The sequence below is a fragment of the Sphingomonas azotifigens NBRC 15497 genome (genome assembly GCF_002091475.1).
Lineage (GTDB): Bacteria > Pseudomonadota > Alphaproteobacteria > Sphingomonadales > Sphingomonadaceae > Sphingomonas > Sphingomonas azotifigens.
In genome coordinates this window covers 38,780-51,580 of record NZ_BCTR01000056.1, presented here as the reverse complement: position 1 = coordinate 51,580, position 12,801 = coordinate 38,780, and the positions used below count along the sequence as shown (strand labels likewise).

Sequence of the window (12,801 nt, the reverse complement as noted above, 5' to 3'; positions counted from 1 at the left end):
GCCCCGTCAAGGGGGAGGAGAAGGGATGCCTCAGAACGAAAGCCGTGCCCGCCCCAGCACGCGGTTGCCGCTGTGCCGCAGGTCCGCGTACGGCGACGCCACCGCGCGATTGGTGTCGATGTCGGTCCCGACATAATCGACGCCGAGCGTCAGCAGACCGCTGACATGCTCCACGCCGATTCGCCAATCGGTATAGTCCCCCGTCGGGCGCAGCCGTGCGGCGCGGAGGTCGTCGGTGCTGCCGGTCGTGTGACCGATCGACCCCGACACGGTGAACGGCGTCGACGGCACGCCCACCGCCGCGCCTGCGTGGAGGTAGAGATTGTCGCCGCCGATCGGCCCCTGGTCCGGCGCATAGGTCGCGCCGCCGTTCAGCTGCAGCGGGCCGAGCGAGAACCTGCCATCCGCGCCGACCTCGACATAGTCCATGGCACGCGCCGCGCCGGTGAAGACATGGCCGGTGACGAAGCCGCGCAACTTGAACAGGCCGATGTCGAAGCCATGGCCGGCTTCCAGGTCGAACACCGTGTCCGCCCCGGCATGGCGGCGCGACTCGCGCACCATCGCCACCCGCGCCGAGGCGTCGAAGCCGAGGATGCCGGCGGACACGTCGCCGGAGGCGCTGAGCTGGTTCTCGCTCCAGCTCAGGCCGCGGCGGCTCTCGTCGGTCGAGAGTTCGACGCCGCCCGAAACCTTGGGGAGCACCTGCGCCTGGGCGGCGAGCGGTAGGGCGAGTGCGGCGAAGGCGGCAACGGTAATGGGGATACGCATCAGGTGTTTACACGTCCTATCTGATCGAGTTCGGCGCGCAGCGTCGCGGCATCCTCGCCGGCCAGCGCCTCGACCGCGCCTCGCATGTCCTTCGTCGCGCTGGCAACGTCCTTGGCGATGACGGCGCGGTTGGCGGTGCACCAGCCGGGACGACTGCCCGACGCGACACTCTCCTGGCGCAGCGCGCGCCCGAGCGTGCCGGTGGCGTGGCGCGCCTGGCGATCGACGACCAGATCGGCCTGCCAGCGGCAGCGCAGCGTCGAGGCGCGGCCGCCGGGGGCCGCCACGCCGAGCTGCTGGTGGCGCACCTCGACCCGCATGCGATAGTCGGCATGGACCGGGCCGCTGTCATGATCGATGCGCACGCTATGCGCGATCTCGGAAAAGGGGGCGGCGAGCAGCAGCCCCAGAATCAACGGGATCATGGCTCTTCTCCTGCGGTTGCCCCGGCTGTTGTCGCCGGTGGCACGGCGTCTTTGCGCGCTGCCTGCGCGGGAATGCAAGTTACCAAGTGTTTCTCGGGGGTTGGCTGGTGCCGCTGAAATGCCGACCGTCGTGCGGGTTGTGGGGCGGGGCAGGCGGCCTACATCGCGCACAAACAATGCGGAGAAGCACATGACCGGCACGCGCACCGAAACCGACTCGATCGGCGCGATCGACGTTCCCGCCGACGCCTATTGGGGCGCCCAGACCCAGCGATCGATCCAGAACTTCCCGTTCGGGCCCGAGGAGCGGATGCCGATCGGCATCGTCCATGCCCAGGCGATCGTGAAGCAGGCCGCGGCGCGGGTGAACGTGAAGCACGGGCTCGATCCCAAGATCGCCGAGGTGATCGACCGGGTCGCGCAGGAAGTGATCGACGGCAAGCTCGACGACCAGTTCCCGCTGGTGATCTGGCAGACCGGCAGCGGCACCCAGACCAACATGAACGTCAACGAGGTGATCGCCGGCCGCGCCAACGAGATCCTCACGGGAAAGCGTGGCGGCAAGAGCCCGATCCACCCCAATGATCATGTCAACATGGCGCAGTCGTCGAACGACAGCTTCCCGACCGCGCTGCACATCGCCGCGGCGCGCGCGGTGACGCTCGACCTGTTCCCGGCGCTGGATCGGCTGCACGCGTCGCTCGACCGCAAGGCGCATGACTGGGACCACATCGTCAAGATCGGCCGCACCCATCTGCAGGACGCGACGCCGCTGACGCTCGGGCAGGAATTTTCGGGCTATGCCGCGATGCTCGCCTCGGCGCGGGCGCGGTTCCAGAGCGTGCTGGAGCTCGACATCTTCAAGCTGGCGCTGGGCGGCACCGCGGTGGGCACCGGCCTCAACTCGCCGCCGGGCTATGCCGAGGACGTGGCGGCGGAGATCGCCAAGATCACCGGCCTGCCCTTCGTCTCGGCACCCAACAAGTTCGAAATGCTGGCGACCAAGGACCAGCTGGTCAACCTGTCGGGGGTCTGCAACACGCTCGCCGTCTCGCTCACCAAGATCGCCAACGACATCCGCCTGCTGGGCTCCGGCCCGCGCTCAGGGCTGGGCGAGCTGGAGCTGCCGGCGAACGAGCCGGGCAGCTCGATCATGCCGGGCAAGGTCAACCCCACGCAGAGCGAGTCGCTGACGATGGTCGCCGCCCAGGTGATCGGCAACCATGCGGCGGTCACCGTGGGCGGGATGCAGGGCCATTTCGAGCTCAACGTGTTCAAGCCGCTGATCGGCGCGAACGTCCTGCGCTCGATCACCTTGATGGCGATCGGCATGACCAACTTCGCCGAGCGCGCGGTGGACGGCGCGGTGGCGAACGAGGCGCGGATCAAGGAACTGGTCGATCGCTCGCTGATGCTGGTGACGGCGCTCGCGCCCGCCATCGGCTACGACGCGGCGGCAAAGATCGCCAAGAACGCCCATGAGAAGGGACTTACGCTAAAAGAATCGGGGCTGGCGCTCGGGCTGGTCGACGAGCCGACCTTCGACACGTTCGTCCGCCCCGAGACGATGATCGGCCGTTGACGTGCTGCGGAACGGCGTGACGACAACGCCGTTGTTGCAGCGAAGGAGAAGACAATGATCGGCAAGTTGATTGCAGGCTGGGTCGGTAGCAAAATCGATCGGCGCGACGGCGAAGGTGGCGCGGTGGGCGCGGCAGTCGGCGTCGCGACTTGGGAAGTCGCCAAGCGCGTCGTGCCGGCGGCGTTCGTGCTCGGCGCGGGCGCGGTGGGCGCGGCCTATCTCAAGCGCAAGCTGACCACCGAACACGGTCCCGATACGGGCCTCGGCGCGTAAGCCGCGAAGCGGCGCCTGGGCTTGACGGCCCGGGTGCCGCTACGCCAAAGGCGCGCATGGCCCATACGCACCAGAACGACCCGCATGGATTCCATCGCCGCGGGGTTTTGTTTGTCCTTTCCTCGCCCTCGGGCGCCGGCAAGTCGACCATCGCCCGCAAGCTGCTGGCAGCCGAACCCGATCTCGCCGTCTCCGTCTCGGTGACCACGCGCGAGCCGCGCCCGGGCGAAGTGAACGGGGTCGATTATACATTCGTCGATGTCGAGCGGTTCCGCGAGATGGTCTCGCAGCACCATTTCATCGAATGGGCGCACGTCTTCAAGCATCGCTACGGCACGCCCAAGGGCCCGGTCGACGCGGTACTCGCCACCGGTCGCGACATGCTGTTCGACATCGACTGGCAGGGCGCGCAGCAGCTCCACCAGACGATGGGCGGCGACGTGGTCCGCGTGTTCATCCTGCCGCCGTCGATGGCCGAGCTGCACCGCCGCCTCGAAGGCCGCCAGACCGATACGCCCGAGGTGATCGCCCACCGCATGGCCCGCGCCTCGAACGAGGTGAGCCACTGGGACGGCTATGACTATGTCCTGGTCAACGACGATGCCGACAAATGCTTCGAGGCGGTCCACACCATCCTCAAGGCCGAGCGCCTGAAGCGCTCGCGCCAGACCGGGCTGATCGGCTTCATCCGCGGCCTGATGAAGCGCGGCGATCCGACCGGGGAAGCCGACGTCCTCTGAACCCTCTCAGAGGAGGCTGAGGAACCGCACCGCTGCGTCGAAATCGGCGCGGCGGACGTTGCGGGCGCGGGTGGCGAGTTCGTCCGCGCCCCATTGTTCGGCCTGCCAGTCTTCGTCGAGCTGGGCGGCGTGCCACACCGTTTCGCGGTCCGCGGCACCTTCGAGCAGCGCGAGGGCTGCCACCAGCGAGCCGCTGATCGTCACCAGCGGGCTGAGTGCGGCCAAGCGGAACGGGTCGAGCGCTGCCACTACCTCCTGCAGCCGCGCGATCGTCGCGGCCGGCTGGGGGCGGTGCATGATGCCCGCGGTCGTCTCGAAATGCACGTCGTAGCGGGTGCGCGCCCAATCGAGCAGCGGATCCCACTGCGCGGCCTGGCGTTCGACCAGCGGGGCGGGCAGCTCGGCGCGATAGCAGAGCAGGTCGCTCTCGCCATAGCGCGCCAGGTCCGCCGCGAAGGGGGCGGGGTTCGGCGCGATCTGGTCGATCGCGGCGTTGGCGAGGCCGGTCAGCGGCATCGTACGCGGATCGAGTTCCTCGCCGACGCTGCGCCATTCCTCCGCCACGGCCTCGGCAAGCTGCGGCGTCGGCAGCGTCAGCAGGGCACGCGCGGGGGTGCGGACGGGACGGCCGTCGAGTTCGATGGCGCCGTCGACGATCGATACGGTCTTCCAGAAACGTTTCATGCGTCGGGGGGTGTCCTCCAGCGGCGGGCGAGCATCCTGGGGATCGCCGCCATGACCCAGAACGAGGCGAGCATCAGTGCCACGCCCAGCATGGTCAGTTCGGTGGTGCGCGCGCGGCCCAGGATGAGCAGCGCCAGCACCGCGCCGGCCACGCCCACCAGGTTGGCGCCCATCATCAGGAAATAGCGATTGCGCGCAAGGCGATCGGCGTCGTTCATAGCGCCTCCAGTCACAGGGCCTCCAGATGCGCCGGAAGCGCCGACGCATGCTCCACGACCCGCACCGCGCCGGCCGCGTGCAGATCTTGGGGAGTGTGGTAGCCCCATGCAACACCCAAGGGATGCGCGCGGGCGGCGACGGCCATTGCCATGTCGAAGCTGGTGTCGCCGATCATCACCGTGGTCTCCGGCGCCGCGCCCGCCTCGGCCATCGCCGTCTCGATCATCGAGGGGTGCGGCTTGGAGGGATGCCGGTCGGCGGTCTGGAGCGTGACGAAGCGATCGCGCAGGCCATGCGCCTCCAGAACGCGGAGCAGCCCCCGATCGGACTTGCCGGTGGCGACGCCGAGCAGCCAGCCATTTGCATCAAGGGCTTCGATCGCTTCAAGGATGCCCTCGTAGAGCGGTTCGTCCTCGATATGGCCCGAGGTGCGCAGCGCGAAATAAGCGCGCTTATATTCCTCGGCGAGGTGGCGGTGAAGCGCGTCCTCCGCTTGCGGCAGCAGCCGGGCGATCGCCTCGACCAGGCTGAGGCCGACGATTCGGCGGATCGCCGCGCGCGCCGGCGGCTCCAGCTTCTGGCCGGTGAAGCAATGCTCCATGGCGAGGCAGATGCTCGCCTGGCTGTCGACCAGCGTGCCGTCGCAGTCGAACAAAGCGAGGCGGTTCATGCGGCGGCGCTCACCAGATCACGGTCATCCCGGCGGAAGCCGGGATCCATTCGCCAGTCGGCAGCAGCAAAAGCCGCGACGGCGACCCCAATGGATCCCGGCTTCCGCCGGGATGACGAACTTAGAGGAGGCACGCGCACGCCTACTTCGCCTGCCCCCGACCCCGCCGCTCGCCGCGGCGTTCCTTGCGGTAGGTCTTGGCGTGCGCCTTGGCCTTCTGCTTGAGCAGTTCTTTGCTCATCGGCGGGGGGCCGTCGTCGATCTCCAGCGCATTGCCCACCGCCAGGTCGAAGCCGAGCGTGTGCATCGATTCCGCGAAATGGTGCGGCAACTCGGCGCGGACGTCGATCCGGCCGCCATCGGGGTGGTCGATGCGGATCCGGCGCGCATGGAGGTGCATCTTGCGGCTGATGCCGCCGGTGAGGAACGCCTCCTGCAGTCCGTACTTGCCATCGCCGACGATCGGGTGGCCGATCGCCGCCATATGGACGCGCAGCTGATGGGTGCGGCCGGTGAAGGGCTGCAGCTCGACCCAGGCGCAGCGGTTGCCCGCCTGCTCGATCACCCGGTAGCGGGTGCGGGCGGGCTGGCCCTCTTCGGTGTCGACCTGCATCTTCTCGCCGCCGGTGCCCGGCTGCTTGCCGATCGGCAGTTCGATGAAGCCGTCCTCGATGTCCGGCACGCCCATCACCAGCGCCCAGTAGATTTTCCGCGCGGTGCGGCTGGAGAAGCTCTTGGAGAAGAACGCCGCCGCCCGTGCCGAACGGGCGATCAGCAGCGCGCCCGAGGTATCCTTGTCGAGCCGGTGGACCAGCTTGGGGCGGCCCTCCGCCTCGAACTGCAGCGCGTCGAGCAGGCCGTCGACATGCTCGAACGTCTTGGTGCCGCCCTGCGTCGCGAGGCCCGGGGGCTTGTTGAGCACGATCGCCGAGGCATCGCGGTGGATAACCATGGACTGCGCCAGCTCGACCTGCTCCGGCGAGAGCGGCGGCCGGTTCGACTTCGGCCGTGCGGTTGCGGCGGGCTTGGCGGGCTCGGCCGGGGGAACGCGGATGGTCTGGCCCTCGGCGATGCGGTCGCCGGGCTGGGCCCGCGCCCCGTCGACGCGGAGCTGGCCGGTGCGTGCCCAGCGCGAGACGAGGTTGAAGCTCACATCCGGCAGGTGCCGCTTGAACCAGCGGTCCAGCCGAATGCCGTCATCGTCGAGGCCGACGGTGAACTGGCGGACGTCGTTCTCGCCGCTCATGCCGTCACCGCCCGGGCGAGCGTCATGCCGATGGCGAGGGCGCCGATCGCACCGATCATCGAGGCGAGGACATAGCCGATCGCCACGAGCACGTCGCCGCGCTCGATCATCGCGAAGGTTTCGAGCGAGAAGGAGGAGAAGGTGGTGAAACCGCCGAGCACGCCGACGCCGAGCAGCAGTCGCGCCTGTTCGGCATTGGGGCCGAACCGCATCAGGCTGGCACCGAGCAGCCCCATCAGGAAGCCGCCGAGGATGTTGACGGCAAGGGTCCCCCAGGGGAAGGCTGGACCGAGCAGGGCGACGCCGGCGCGGCCAACGCCGTAGCGGGCCGCGGAGCCGATGGCCCCGCCGAGCATCACGAGAAAAAGATTGGGCATCCCGCGCCCCTAGCGCGAATCGGGGCAAAGGGGAACCTTCGTGGTTTGGTCCGTCAGGAAGCGGGGGTGGCGGGAAGGGACAGGCGGGGCGCGAGCGTTTGACCCTCCACGATCGGTGCGGCCTGCTGCCAGCACGATTTCCAGCTATTGCTCGAATTGTGCCACCATGTCGCGAAATCGCCGGCGTCCTGGCTGACGCTGGCTTCGGTGAAAAAGCCCGCCTGCGTCGTGGTGCCCTTGATGGTGACGGTGGACGAATCGGAGACGCTGACGAAGTCTCGCACCGGTGCGAAGCCTGCGGGCCGAATGGCCCAAAGCGCGGTGAAGGCCGGTGCCACCTTGGGGCAGGTTGCGCCGTCCAGCCAGTCATGAACTTGGGTCTCGGTGGCGACGCATTTGCCGTCGGCGCCCTGCTTTCCGCACCAGCGGCGGTCGCGGCGCACCCGCTCCGCAACCCAGCGTTGTCTGGTTGCGTCGCCGGGCACCATGCCGAAGATCACCTTCTCGTCGACATAGTTGCCGAGGCCCCCGCCGACATTGGTCACCGTGTACTGGACGTTGAGCGTCCGCTCGACCGGCGGCGTGCCGGCGATCAGGAGGGCGAGCGATAGAGCGGGGAGCGGCATGGCAGACCTCGTGGCGCGACGTGCGGATCGAGGCGTTGCATATCATGGCCAAGCCGGTCGGCGAAAGCGCGCGCGGGGCGCATCCAAAAGCCGGTGTGCTGTCTTGATAGTACAGCAAAGGTGCGCCACATGTTGTCCATGTTCAACGCAATCTCGCTGCTGATCGGGCTGGTGGCGCTGCCCTTTGCGCTGGTGGGGATCATCCCGTTCCCCTTCCTGCCGCTGATCAACTGGATCGCCTTCCCGATCGCGCTTACCGGCACGGCGGTGGGGCTGCTATCGAGCGGGACGGCGGGGCGGAACCTCAATCTGCTGATCCTGATCGTCAGCGGGGTGCGGCTGATGCTGACCGGCGGGTTTATCTGACTCCGGCGGGCGTCGAGTCTATCTGCTGACCCATACTCGTCATCCCGGCGAAAGCCGGGATCCAGTCGCCTCTATGTTTCCGCTCTTGCTGCGACCGAGGGCCAATGGATTCCGGCTTTCGCCGGAATGACGGCTTAACGGGGAGGACGCGTCCTTTCTGAGGCCCTTCCATCGCGCGTAAACAAAAAGGGGCCCGGCGAACCGAGCCCCTCTTTCTGCACGGCTTCAGGCTTCAGCGGCAGCGGACGTTGCCGCGGTCGACCGACTGGCCGAGCGCCGCACCCGCCGCTGCGCCGAGCAGCGTACCGAGCGTCGCGTTGCCGCCCGAGGACAGCGCGTTGCCGAACAGACCGCCGGCGACGCCGCCGACGATCAGGCCGGTCGTGCCATCGTTGCGGCGGCAATAATAGCGGCCGTCGCGGCCGCGATAGATGCGGTCGTTCCGGCTCAGCCGGCGCTCCTGGTAATAGCGGCCGTCGCGGTAATAATTTTCCGCATAATAGCGGCGCTGGCCCGGTTGCGGGCGGTTATAGTCGTAGTTCCGCCAGCGGCGCCAATCGCCGCGATCCGCGCCGCGGCCGGGGCCGCGATCGTTCCAGCGGCCGTCGCGGTCGCGACCATGATCGCGGTCCTGCCAATGGGCATCGCGATCCTGCCAGCCCTGCGCCATCGCGGGCACCGTCGGCAGGGTCAGCGCCGCCGCCGCGGCGGCTACGAACAACATGCGCATCGTGACATTTCCTCGTCGTTATCGATGCGTGCCGAACGTGCCACAGCGGCGGCGGGTTGCGTGAACATGAAACTACGTGCGGTTCACTCGGCGTGCATCGCCGGGACACGGGCGTCGCCCGGATAGGCAAACAGCAGGTCGCTGCCGACCGCGGCGTGCAGCTCGACATGGCCTTCCAGCGTCAGGCACTCGCCCGCCTTGAAGGCGATGCCGTCGACCACGCCTTCACCCTTTACCGGGATCAGCCAGCCGGTGGTGCCCGCCGGCAGATCGAAGCGGCGATGGCCGCCCTGCCAGCGCTCGAGCACGAACTTCGGCCCCTCGACGAGGATCGTGCGGTTCGGCGCGACCGCACCCGGCATCGGATGCGGCACGAACGGCACCGGCTCGGCAACGGCGATGCCCTGGTCCAGGTGCAGTTCGCGCGGGCGGCCGTAATCATAGAGGCGGTAGGTGGTCTCGCTGTTCTGCTGCACCTCGATCAGCGTGATTCCTGCACCGATCGCATGCACCGTGCCCGAGGCCGAGTAGAAGAAATCGCCGGCCTTTACCGGCTTCCAGTCGAGCATGTCCTCGATCGAGCCGTCGAGTGCCCCGGCGCGCAGTTCGTCGCGGGTATAGGGGCGCTTGGTGCCGAGCGCGATCGTCGAATCGGGCTGGGCGTCGAGGATCACCCAGCATTCGTCCTTGCCGCGCGGCAGGCCGGCGGCGTGCGCCTGCTCGTCGTTCGGATGGACCTGCACCGACAATTTCTCGCTGGTGAACAGATACTTGATCAGCAGATCGGGAGTCGAGTTGCCCGGCGTCTGGAACCAGACTTCGCCGACCGGTTCGCCATCCTTGGCGGGATCGGCGAAGCCCGGATACAGGGTGTGGCGGCCCCAGGGTTTTTCGACGCGGTGGGTGGCGAGCAGGGTGGCGGGCATGGAAGGTCCCCTTCGGTAAACGGTCACGAAAGCGGGAGCGCATGTGGCGCGATGCGGGTTCCGCCGCAATCCCGCCCCGAAAAGGATTGTTTGCAGCCACGGCCCCGGTCTAAGAACGCCGCCATATGCGTAGTCCTCTGCCTCGCGCGCTTGCGTTCGCGCTTCTTCCGGTGTTCGCCCTTTCCGTCGCCGGCTGCGCCAAGCGCGGCGGGGTGAAGGATCTGCCCTATGTCGCGCGCGACGTCGGCACGCTGTACAGCGCGGCCAAGCAGAAGCTGGACCAGCACCAGTACAAGCTCGCCGCCGCGCTGTTCGACGAAGTCGAGCGCCAGCACCCCTATTCGGTGTGGGCCCGCCGTGCGCAGCTGATGGGTGCGTTCAGCTATTATCTGAACCGCGACTATGCGCAGGCGATCTCGTCGGCGCAGCGCTTCCTGGCGGTCCACCCGGGCAACCGCGATGCGCCCTATGCCTATTATCTCGTCGGCATCTCCTATTACGAGCAGATCAGCGACGTTACCCGCGACCAGAAGATCACCCAGCAGGCGCTCGATTCGCTCGGCGAGCTGATTCGCCGCTATCCGAACTCGAAGTACGCCGCCGACGCGCGGCTGAAGCTGGACCTGGTCCGCGATCACCTGGGCGGCAAGGAAATGGAAGTCGGCCGCTTCTACGAGAAGCGCGGCCAGTGGCTGGCGGCGGCACTGCGCTTCCGCGCGGTGGTCGACAACTACCAGATGACCACGCATGTGCCGGAAGCGCTGATGCGGCTGACCGAAAGCTATCTCGCAATGGGCGTGCCGGAGGAAGCCAACAAGGCCGCCGCCGTGCTCGGCGCCAACTATCCGGGCACGGACTGGTACAAGCATGCGTACGAGCTGATGCAGGAAAACCAGGACAAGGTGGCGGCTGCGGCCAAGGCGAGCCCGCCGCCCAAGCCCGCGAGCTAAAACCACTTTCGTTCTTCTCCTGTTCCTGCGATAGGGGGCCGCGATGCTGACCGCGCTATCCATTCGCGACGTGGTGCTGATCGAGGCGCTGGACCTGGAGTTCGGCGAAGGGCTCGGCGTGCTGACCGGCGAGACCGGGGCGGGCAAGTCGATCCTGCTCGATGCGCTGGGGCTGGCGCTGGGCGCGCGCGCCGATAGCGGGCTGGTCCGCAGCGGCGCAGGCCAGGCGGTGGTGGTGGCGAGTTTCCTGCCGCCCGCCGCCGATGGCGAGATCGCCAATCTCTTCGCGCAGAACGGCATGGAGCTGGAGCCGGGCGAGCCGCTGCTCGTCCGCCGGCTGGTCAAGGCCGATGGCGGCAGCCGGGCGTTCGTCAACGACCAGCCCGCGTCCGCGGGCTTTCTGCGCGAACTGGCGCCGCACCTCGTCGAGATCCACGGCCAGCATGACGATCGCGGGCTGCTAAATCCGCGCGGGCACCGGCTGTTGCTCGATTCGTTCGGGCGCTGCGACGTGGGGCCGGTGGCGATCGCGCATCGTGCCTGGCGCGCGGCCGAGGACGCGCTGGCGGTAGCGCGTGCCGAGCAGGACAGTGCCGAGCGCGATCGCGAATGGCTGGAACACGCCGTCACCGAACTCGCCGCGCTCGCGCCGGAGGATGGCGAGGAAGAGCGGCTCGCCGAACGCCGCGCCTCGATGCAGCGCGGCGAGAAGATCGCGACCGACCTGCAGGGCATCGCCGATCTGCTCGAAGGGTCGGACGGCGGGCTCGCCCGGCTGCGGCAGGCGGCGCGGATCCTGGAGCGCGTGTCCGGCGATCACGAGGCGCTGGCCGAGGCGCTCGCCGCGATCGACCGGGCGATCACCGAGGGCAGCGAGGCACAGGCGCAGGTCGATGCCGCCGCCGAGGCGCTGGCCTTCGATCCCGCCGCGCTGGAGGCCGACGAGGCGCGGCTCTTCGAGCTGCGGGCCGTCGCGCGCAAGCACCGCGTGCAGCCGGACGAGCTGCCGGCGCTGCTCGCCGAGCTGTCCGGTCGGATGGAGCGGCTGACCAGCGGTGGGGCGGGCATCGCGAGGCTGGAGAAGGCGGCGGTGCAGGCGCACGCCGCCTATCGCGAGGCGGCGCAGACACTTTCCGCCATGCGCACCATGGCGGCGGCGCGACTCGATGCGGCGGTGGCGACCGAGCTCAAGCCGCTCAAGCTGGATGCCGCGCGCTTCCGCACCATGGTCGAGCCGCTCGACGAGAATCAGTGGAGCGCCGCCGGCATGGACCGGGTGGAATTCGAGGTCTCGACCAACCCCGGCGCGCCCTTCGCGCCGCTGATGAAGATCGCCAGCGGCGGCGAACTCTCGCGCTTCATCCTGGCGATGAAGGTGGCGCTGGCGGAGGAAGGCGGCGCCCGCACGCTGATCTTCGACGAGATCGATCGCGGCGTCGGCGGCGCGGTCGCCGATGCGATCGGCGAGCGGCTGGCGCGGCTCGCCCAGGGCTCGCAGCTGCTGGTGGTGACGCACAGCCCGCAGGTCGCGGCGCGCGGGGCGCGGCATCTGCTCATCGCGAAGAGTCACGACGGCATCGTCACCCGTACCGGCGTCACCCCGCTGACCCCCGAGCAGCGCCGCGAGGAGATCGCGCGGATGCTCTCCGGCGCCGAGATCACCCCCGAGGCACGCGCCCAGGCCGAGCGGCTGCTCGCTGCCTGAACCTGAACGAACGTCGCAGGCTTGCGACAAATCGTGACGGAAAAGGCTGAAACGCGGGACAAAAACACGACATCGGCGTTCCACAACGGCTCTCGACCGCAGGGGCGGTCCAGTCGAAGTGAGGAGTACCCGATGAAGAAGTTCATGCTGCTGATCGCCGGCCTTGGTGTCGCCACCGCTGCCGTTCCCGCGTCGGCCCAGCCCGGCTGGCAGGCCATCAACGCCCGCCAGGATCGCATCGAACAGCGCATCAACCAGGGCATCCGCTCGGGCGCGCTCAGCCGCCGCGAAGCGACCCAGATCCGCAACGAATATCGCGGCCTGGTGCGGCTGGAGGCCCGCTATCGCGCCTCGCGCCCCGGCCTGACCATGCAGGAACGCCGCGATCTCGACCGCCGCTACGACGCGTTGTCGGCGAAGATCCGCTACGAGAAGCACGATCGCAACAACCACCGTCGCTGATCGCAGCGCTTGAAGCAGGAGACGGGCCTCGCCGCATGGCGGGGCCCGT

At 68.5% G+C, this 12,801-nt stretch carries 17 protein-coding genes; 7 read left to right on the top strand and 10 right to left on the bottom strand.

All coding sequences use genetic code 11. The annotated features are described in order from the left end of the window. Positions 1-30: 30 nt before the first annotated feature. Positions 31-771 (bottom strand): TorF family putative porin, encoded by a 741-nt coding sequence (locus SAZ01S_RS17685; RefSeq protein WP_084583599.1) that lies wholly within the window; start codon positions 769-771, stop codon positions 31-33. Next, positions 771-1,196: a hypothetical protein gene (locus SAZ01S_RS17680; protein WP_084583598.1), complete on the bottom strand. Its 426-nt coding sequence runs from the start codon at positions 1,194-1,196 to the stop codon at positions 771-773. Before SAZ01S_RS17680 ends, SAZ01S_RS17685 begins: the two co-directional genes overlap by 1 nt. Before the next feature lie 190 nt (positions 1,197-1,386). On the opposite strand from SAZ01S_RS17680, the gene fumC reads away from it, so the two are divergent. Genes fumC through gmk form a run of 3 tightly spaced genes read left to right on the top strand, consistent with a single transcriptional unit; the run spans position 1,387 to position 3,791 of the window. Next, entirely contained in the window at positions 1,387-2,778 is a 1,392-nt protein-coding gene (gene fumC, locus SAZ01S_RS17675) for a class II fumarate hydratase (protein ID WP_084583597.1), read from the top strand. Between the two features lie 54 nt (positions 2,779-2,832). Further along, positions 2,833-3,051 (top strand): hypothetical protein, encoded by a 219-nt coding sequence (locus SAZ01S_RS17670; RefSeq protein ID WP_064310010.1) that lies wholly within the window; start codon positions 2,833-2,835, stop codon positions 3,049-3,051. Between the two features lie 56 nt (positions 3,052-3,107). After that, positions 3,108-3,791 (top strand): guanylate kinase, encoded by a 684-nt coding sequence (gene gmk / locus SAZ01S_RS17665; protein WP_084583596.1) that lies wholly within the window; start codon positions 3,108-3,110, stop codon positions 3,789-3,791. Positions 3,792-3,797: 6 nt separating this feature from the next. Here the strand turns inward: gmk and SAZ01S_RS17660 are convergent, their stop codons facing one another. From SAZ01S_RS17660 to SAZ01S_RS17635, 6 genes are all read right to left on the bottom strand, one after another. Continuing rightward, on the bottom strand, positions 3,798-4,475 hold the full coding sequence (locus SAZ01S_RS17660) for an ATP12 family chaperone protein (protein ID WP_084583595.1): 678 nt from the start codon (positions 4,473-4,475) through the stop codon (positions 3,798-3,800). Beyond that, positions 4,472-4,693 (bottom strand): hypothetical protein, encoded by a 222-nt coding sequence (locus SAZ01S_RS17655; RefSeq protein WP_084583594.1) that lies wholly within the window; start codon positions 4,691-4,693, stop codon positions 4,472-4,474. Before SAZ01S_RS17655 ends, SAZ01S_RS17660 begins: the two co-directional genes overlap by 4 nt. 11 nt (positions 4,694-4,704) lie before the next feature. Beyond that, positions 4,705-5,364: an HAD-IA family hydrolase gene (locus SAZ01S_RS17650; protein ID WP_084583593.1), complete on the bottom strand. Its 660-nt coding sequence runs from the start codon at positions 5,362-5,364 to the stop codon at positions 4,705-4,707. 142 nt (positions 5,365-5,506) lie between these two features. After that, positions 5,507-6,610, bottom strand: a complete 1,104-nt coding sequence (locus tag SAZ01S_RS17645) for an RluA family pseudouridine synthase (RefSeq protein ID WP_084583592.1) — start codon at positions 6,608-6,610, stop codon at positions 5,507-5,509. After that, positions 6,607-6,987: a fluoride efflux transporter CrcB gene (gene crcB / locus SAZ01S_RS17640; RefSeq protein WP_084583591.1), complete on the bottom strand. Its 381-nt coding sequence runs from the start codon at positions 6,985-6,987 to the stop codon at positions 6,607-6,609. Before crcB ends, SAZ01S_RS17645 begins: the two co-directional genes overlap by 4 nt. Before the next feature lie 53 nt (positions 6,988-7,040). After that, positions 7,041-7,613, bottom strand: coding sequence for a hypothetical protein (locus tag SAZ01S_RS17635; protein ID WP_084583590.1), 573 nt, complete (start codon positions 7,611-7,613; stop codon positions 7,041-7,043). Between the two features lie 129 nt (positions 7,614-7,742). Between SAZ01S_RS17635 and SAZ01S_RS17630 the strand changes: the two genes are divergently transcribed. After that, positions 7,743-7,979: a hypothetical protein gene (locus SAZ01S_RS17630; protein WP_439951235.1), complete on the top strand. Its 237-nt coding sequence runs from the start codon at positions 7,743-7,745 to the stop codon at positions 7,977-7,979. A 232-nt stretch (positions 7,980-8,211) separates the two neighbouring features. On the opposite strand, the gene SAZ01S_RS17625 is transcribed toward SAZ01S_RS17630, so the two are convergent. Next, positions 8,212-8,709 carry a glycine zipper 2TM domain-containing protein gene (locus SAZ01S_RS17625; RefSeq protein ID WP_084583588.1) on the bottom strand — a complete coding sequence of 166 codons (498 nt, stop codon included), beginning with the start codon at positions 8,707-8,709 and terminating at the stop codon, positions 8,212-8,214. An 83-nt stretch (positions 8,710-8,792) separates the two neighbouring features. Continuing rightward, on the bottom strand, positions 8,793-9,635 hold the full coding sequence (locus SAZ01S_RS17620) for a class I mannose-6-phosphate isomerase (RefSeq protein WP_084583587.1): 843 nt from the start codon (positions 9,633-9,635) through the stop codon (positions 8,793-8,795). Between the two features lie 125 nt (positions 9,636-9,760). On the opposite strand from SAZ01S_RS17620, the gene SAZ01S_RS17615 reads away from it, so the two are divergent. From SAZ01S_RS17615 to SAZ01S_RS17605, 3 genes are all read left to right on the top strand, one after another. Then, complete coding sequence (locus SAZ01S_RS17615) at positions 9,761-10,585, top strand: outer membrane protein assembly factor BamD (protein ID WP_084583586.1); 825 nt, start codon at positions 9,761-9,763, stop codon at positions 10,583-10,585. A gap of 43 nt (positions 10,586-10,628) precedes the next feature. Then, positions 10,629-12,290, top strand: coding sequence for a DNA repair protein RecN (gene recN / locus SAZ01S_RS17610; protein WP_084583585.1), 1,662 nt, complete (start codon positions 10,629-10,631; stop codon positions 12,288-12,290). 132 nt (positions 12,291-12,422) lie between these two features. Next, positions 12,423-12,752 carry a hypothetical protein gene (locus SAZ01S_RS17605; RefSeq protein ID WP_084583584.1) on the top strand — a complete coding sequence of 110 codons (330 nt, stop codon included), beginning with the start codon at positions 12,423-12,425 and terminating at the stop codon, positions 12,750-12,752. The last annotated feature ends 49 nt before the right edge of the window (positions 12,753-12,801 follow it).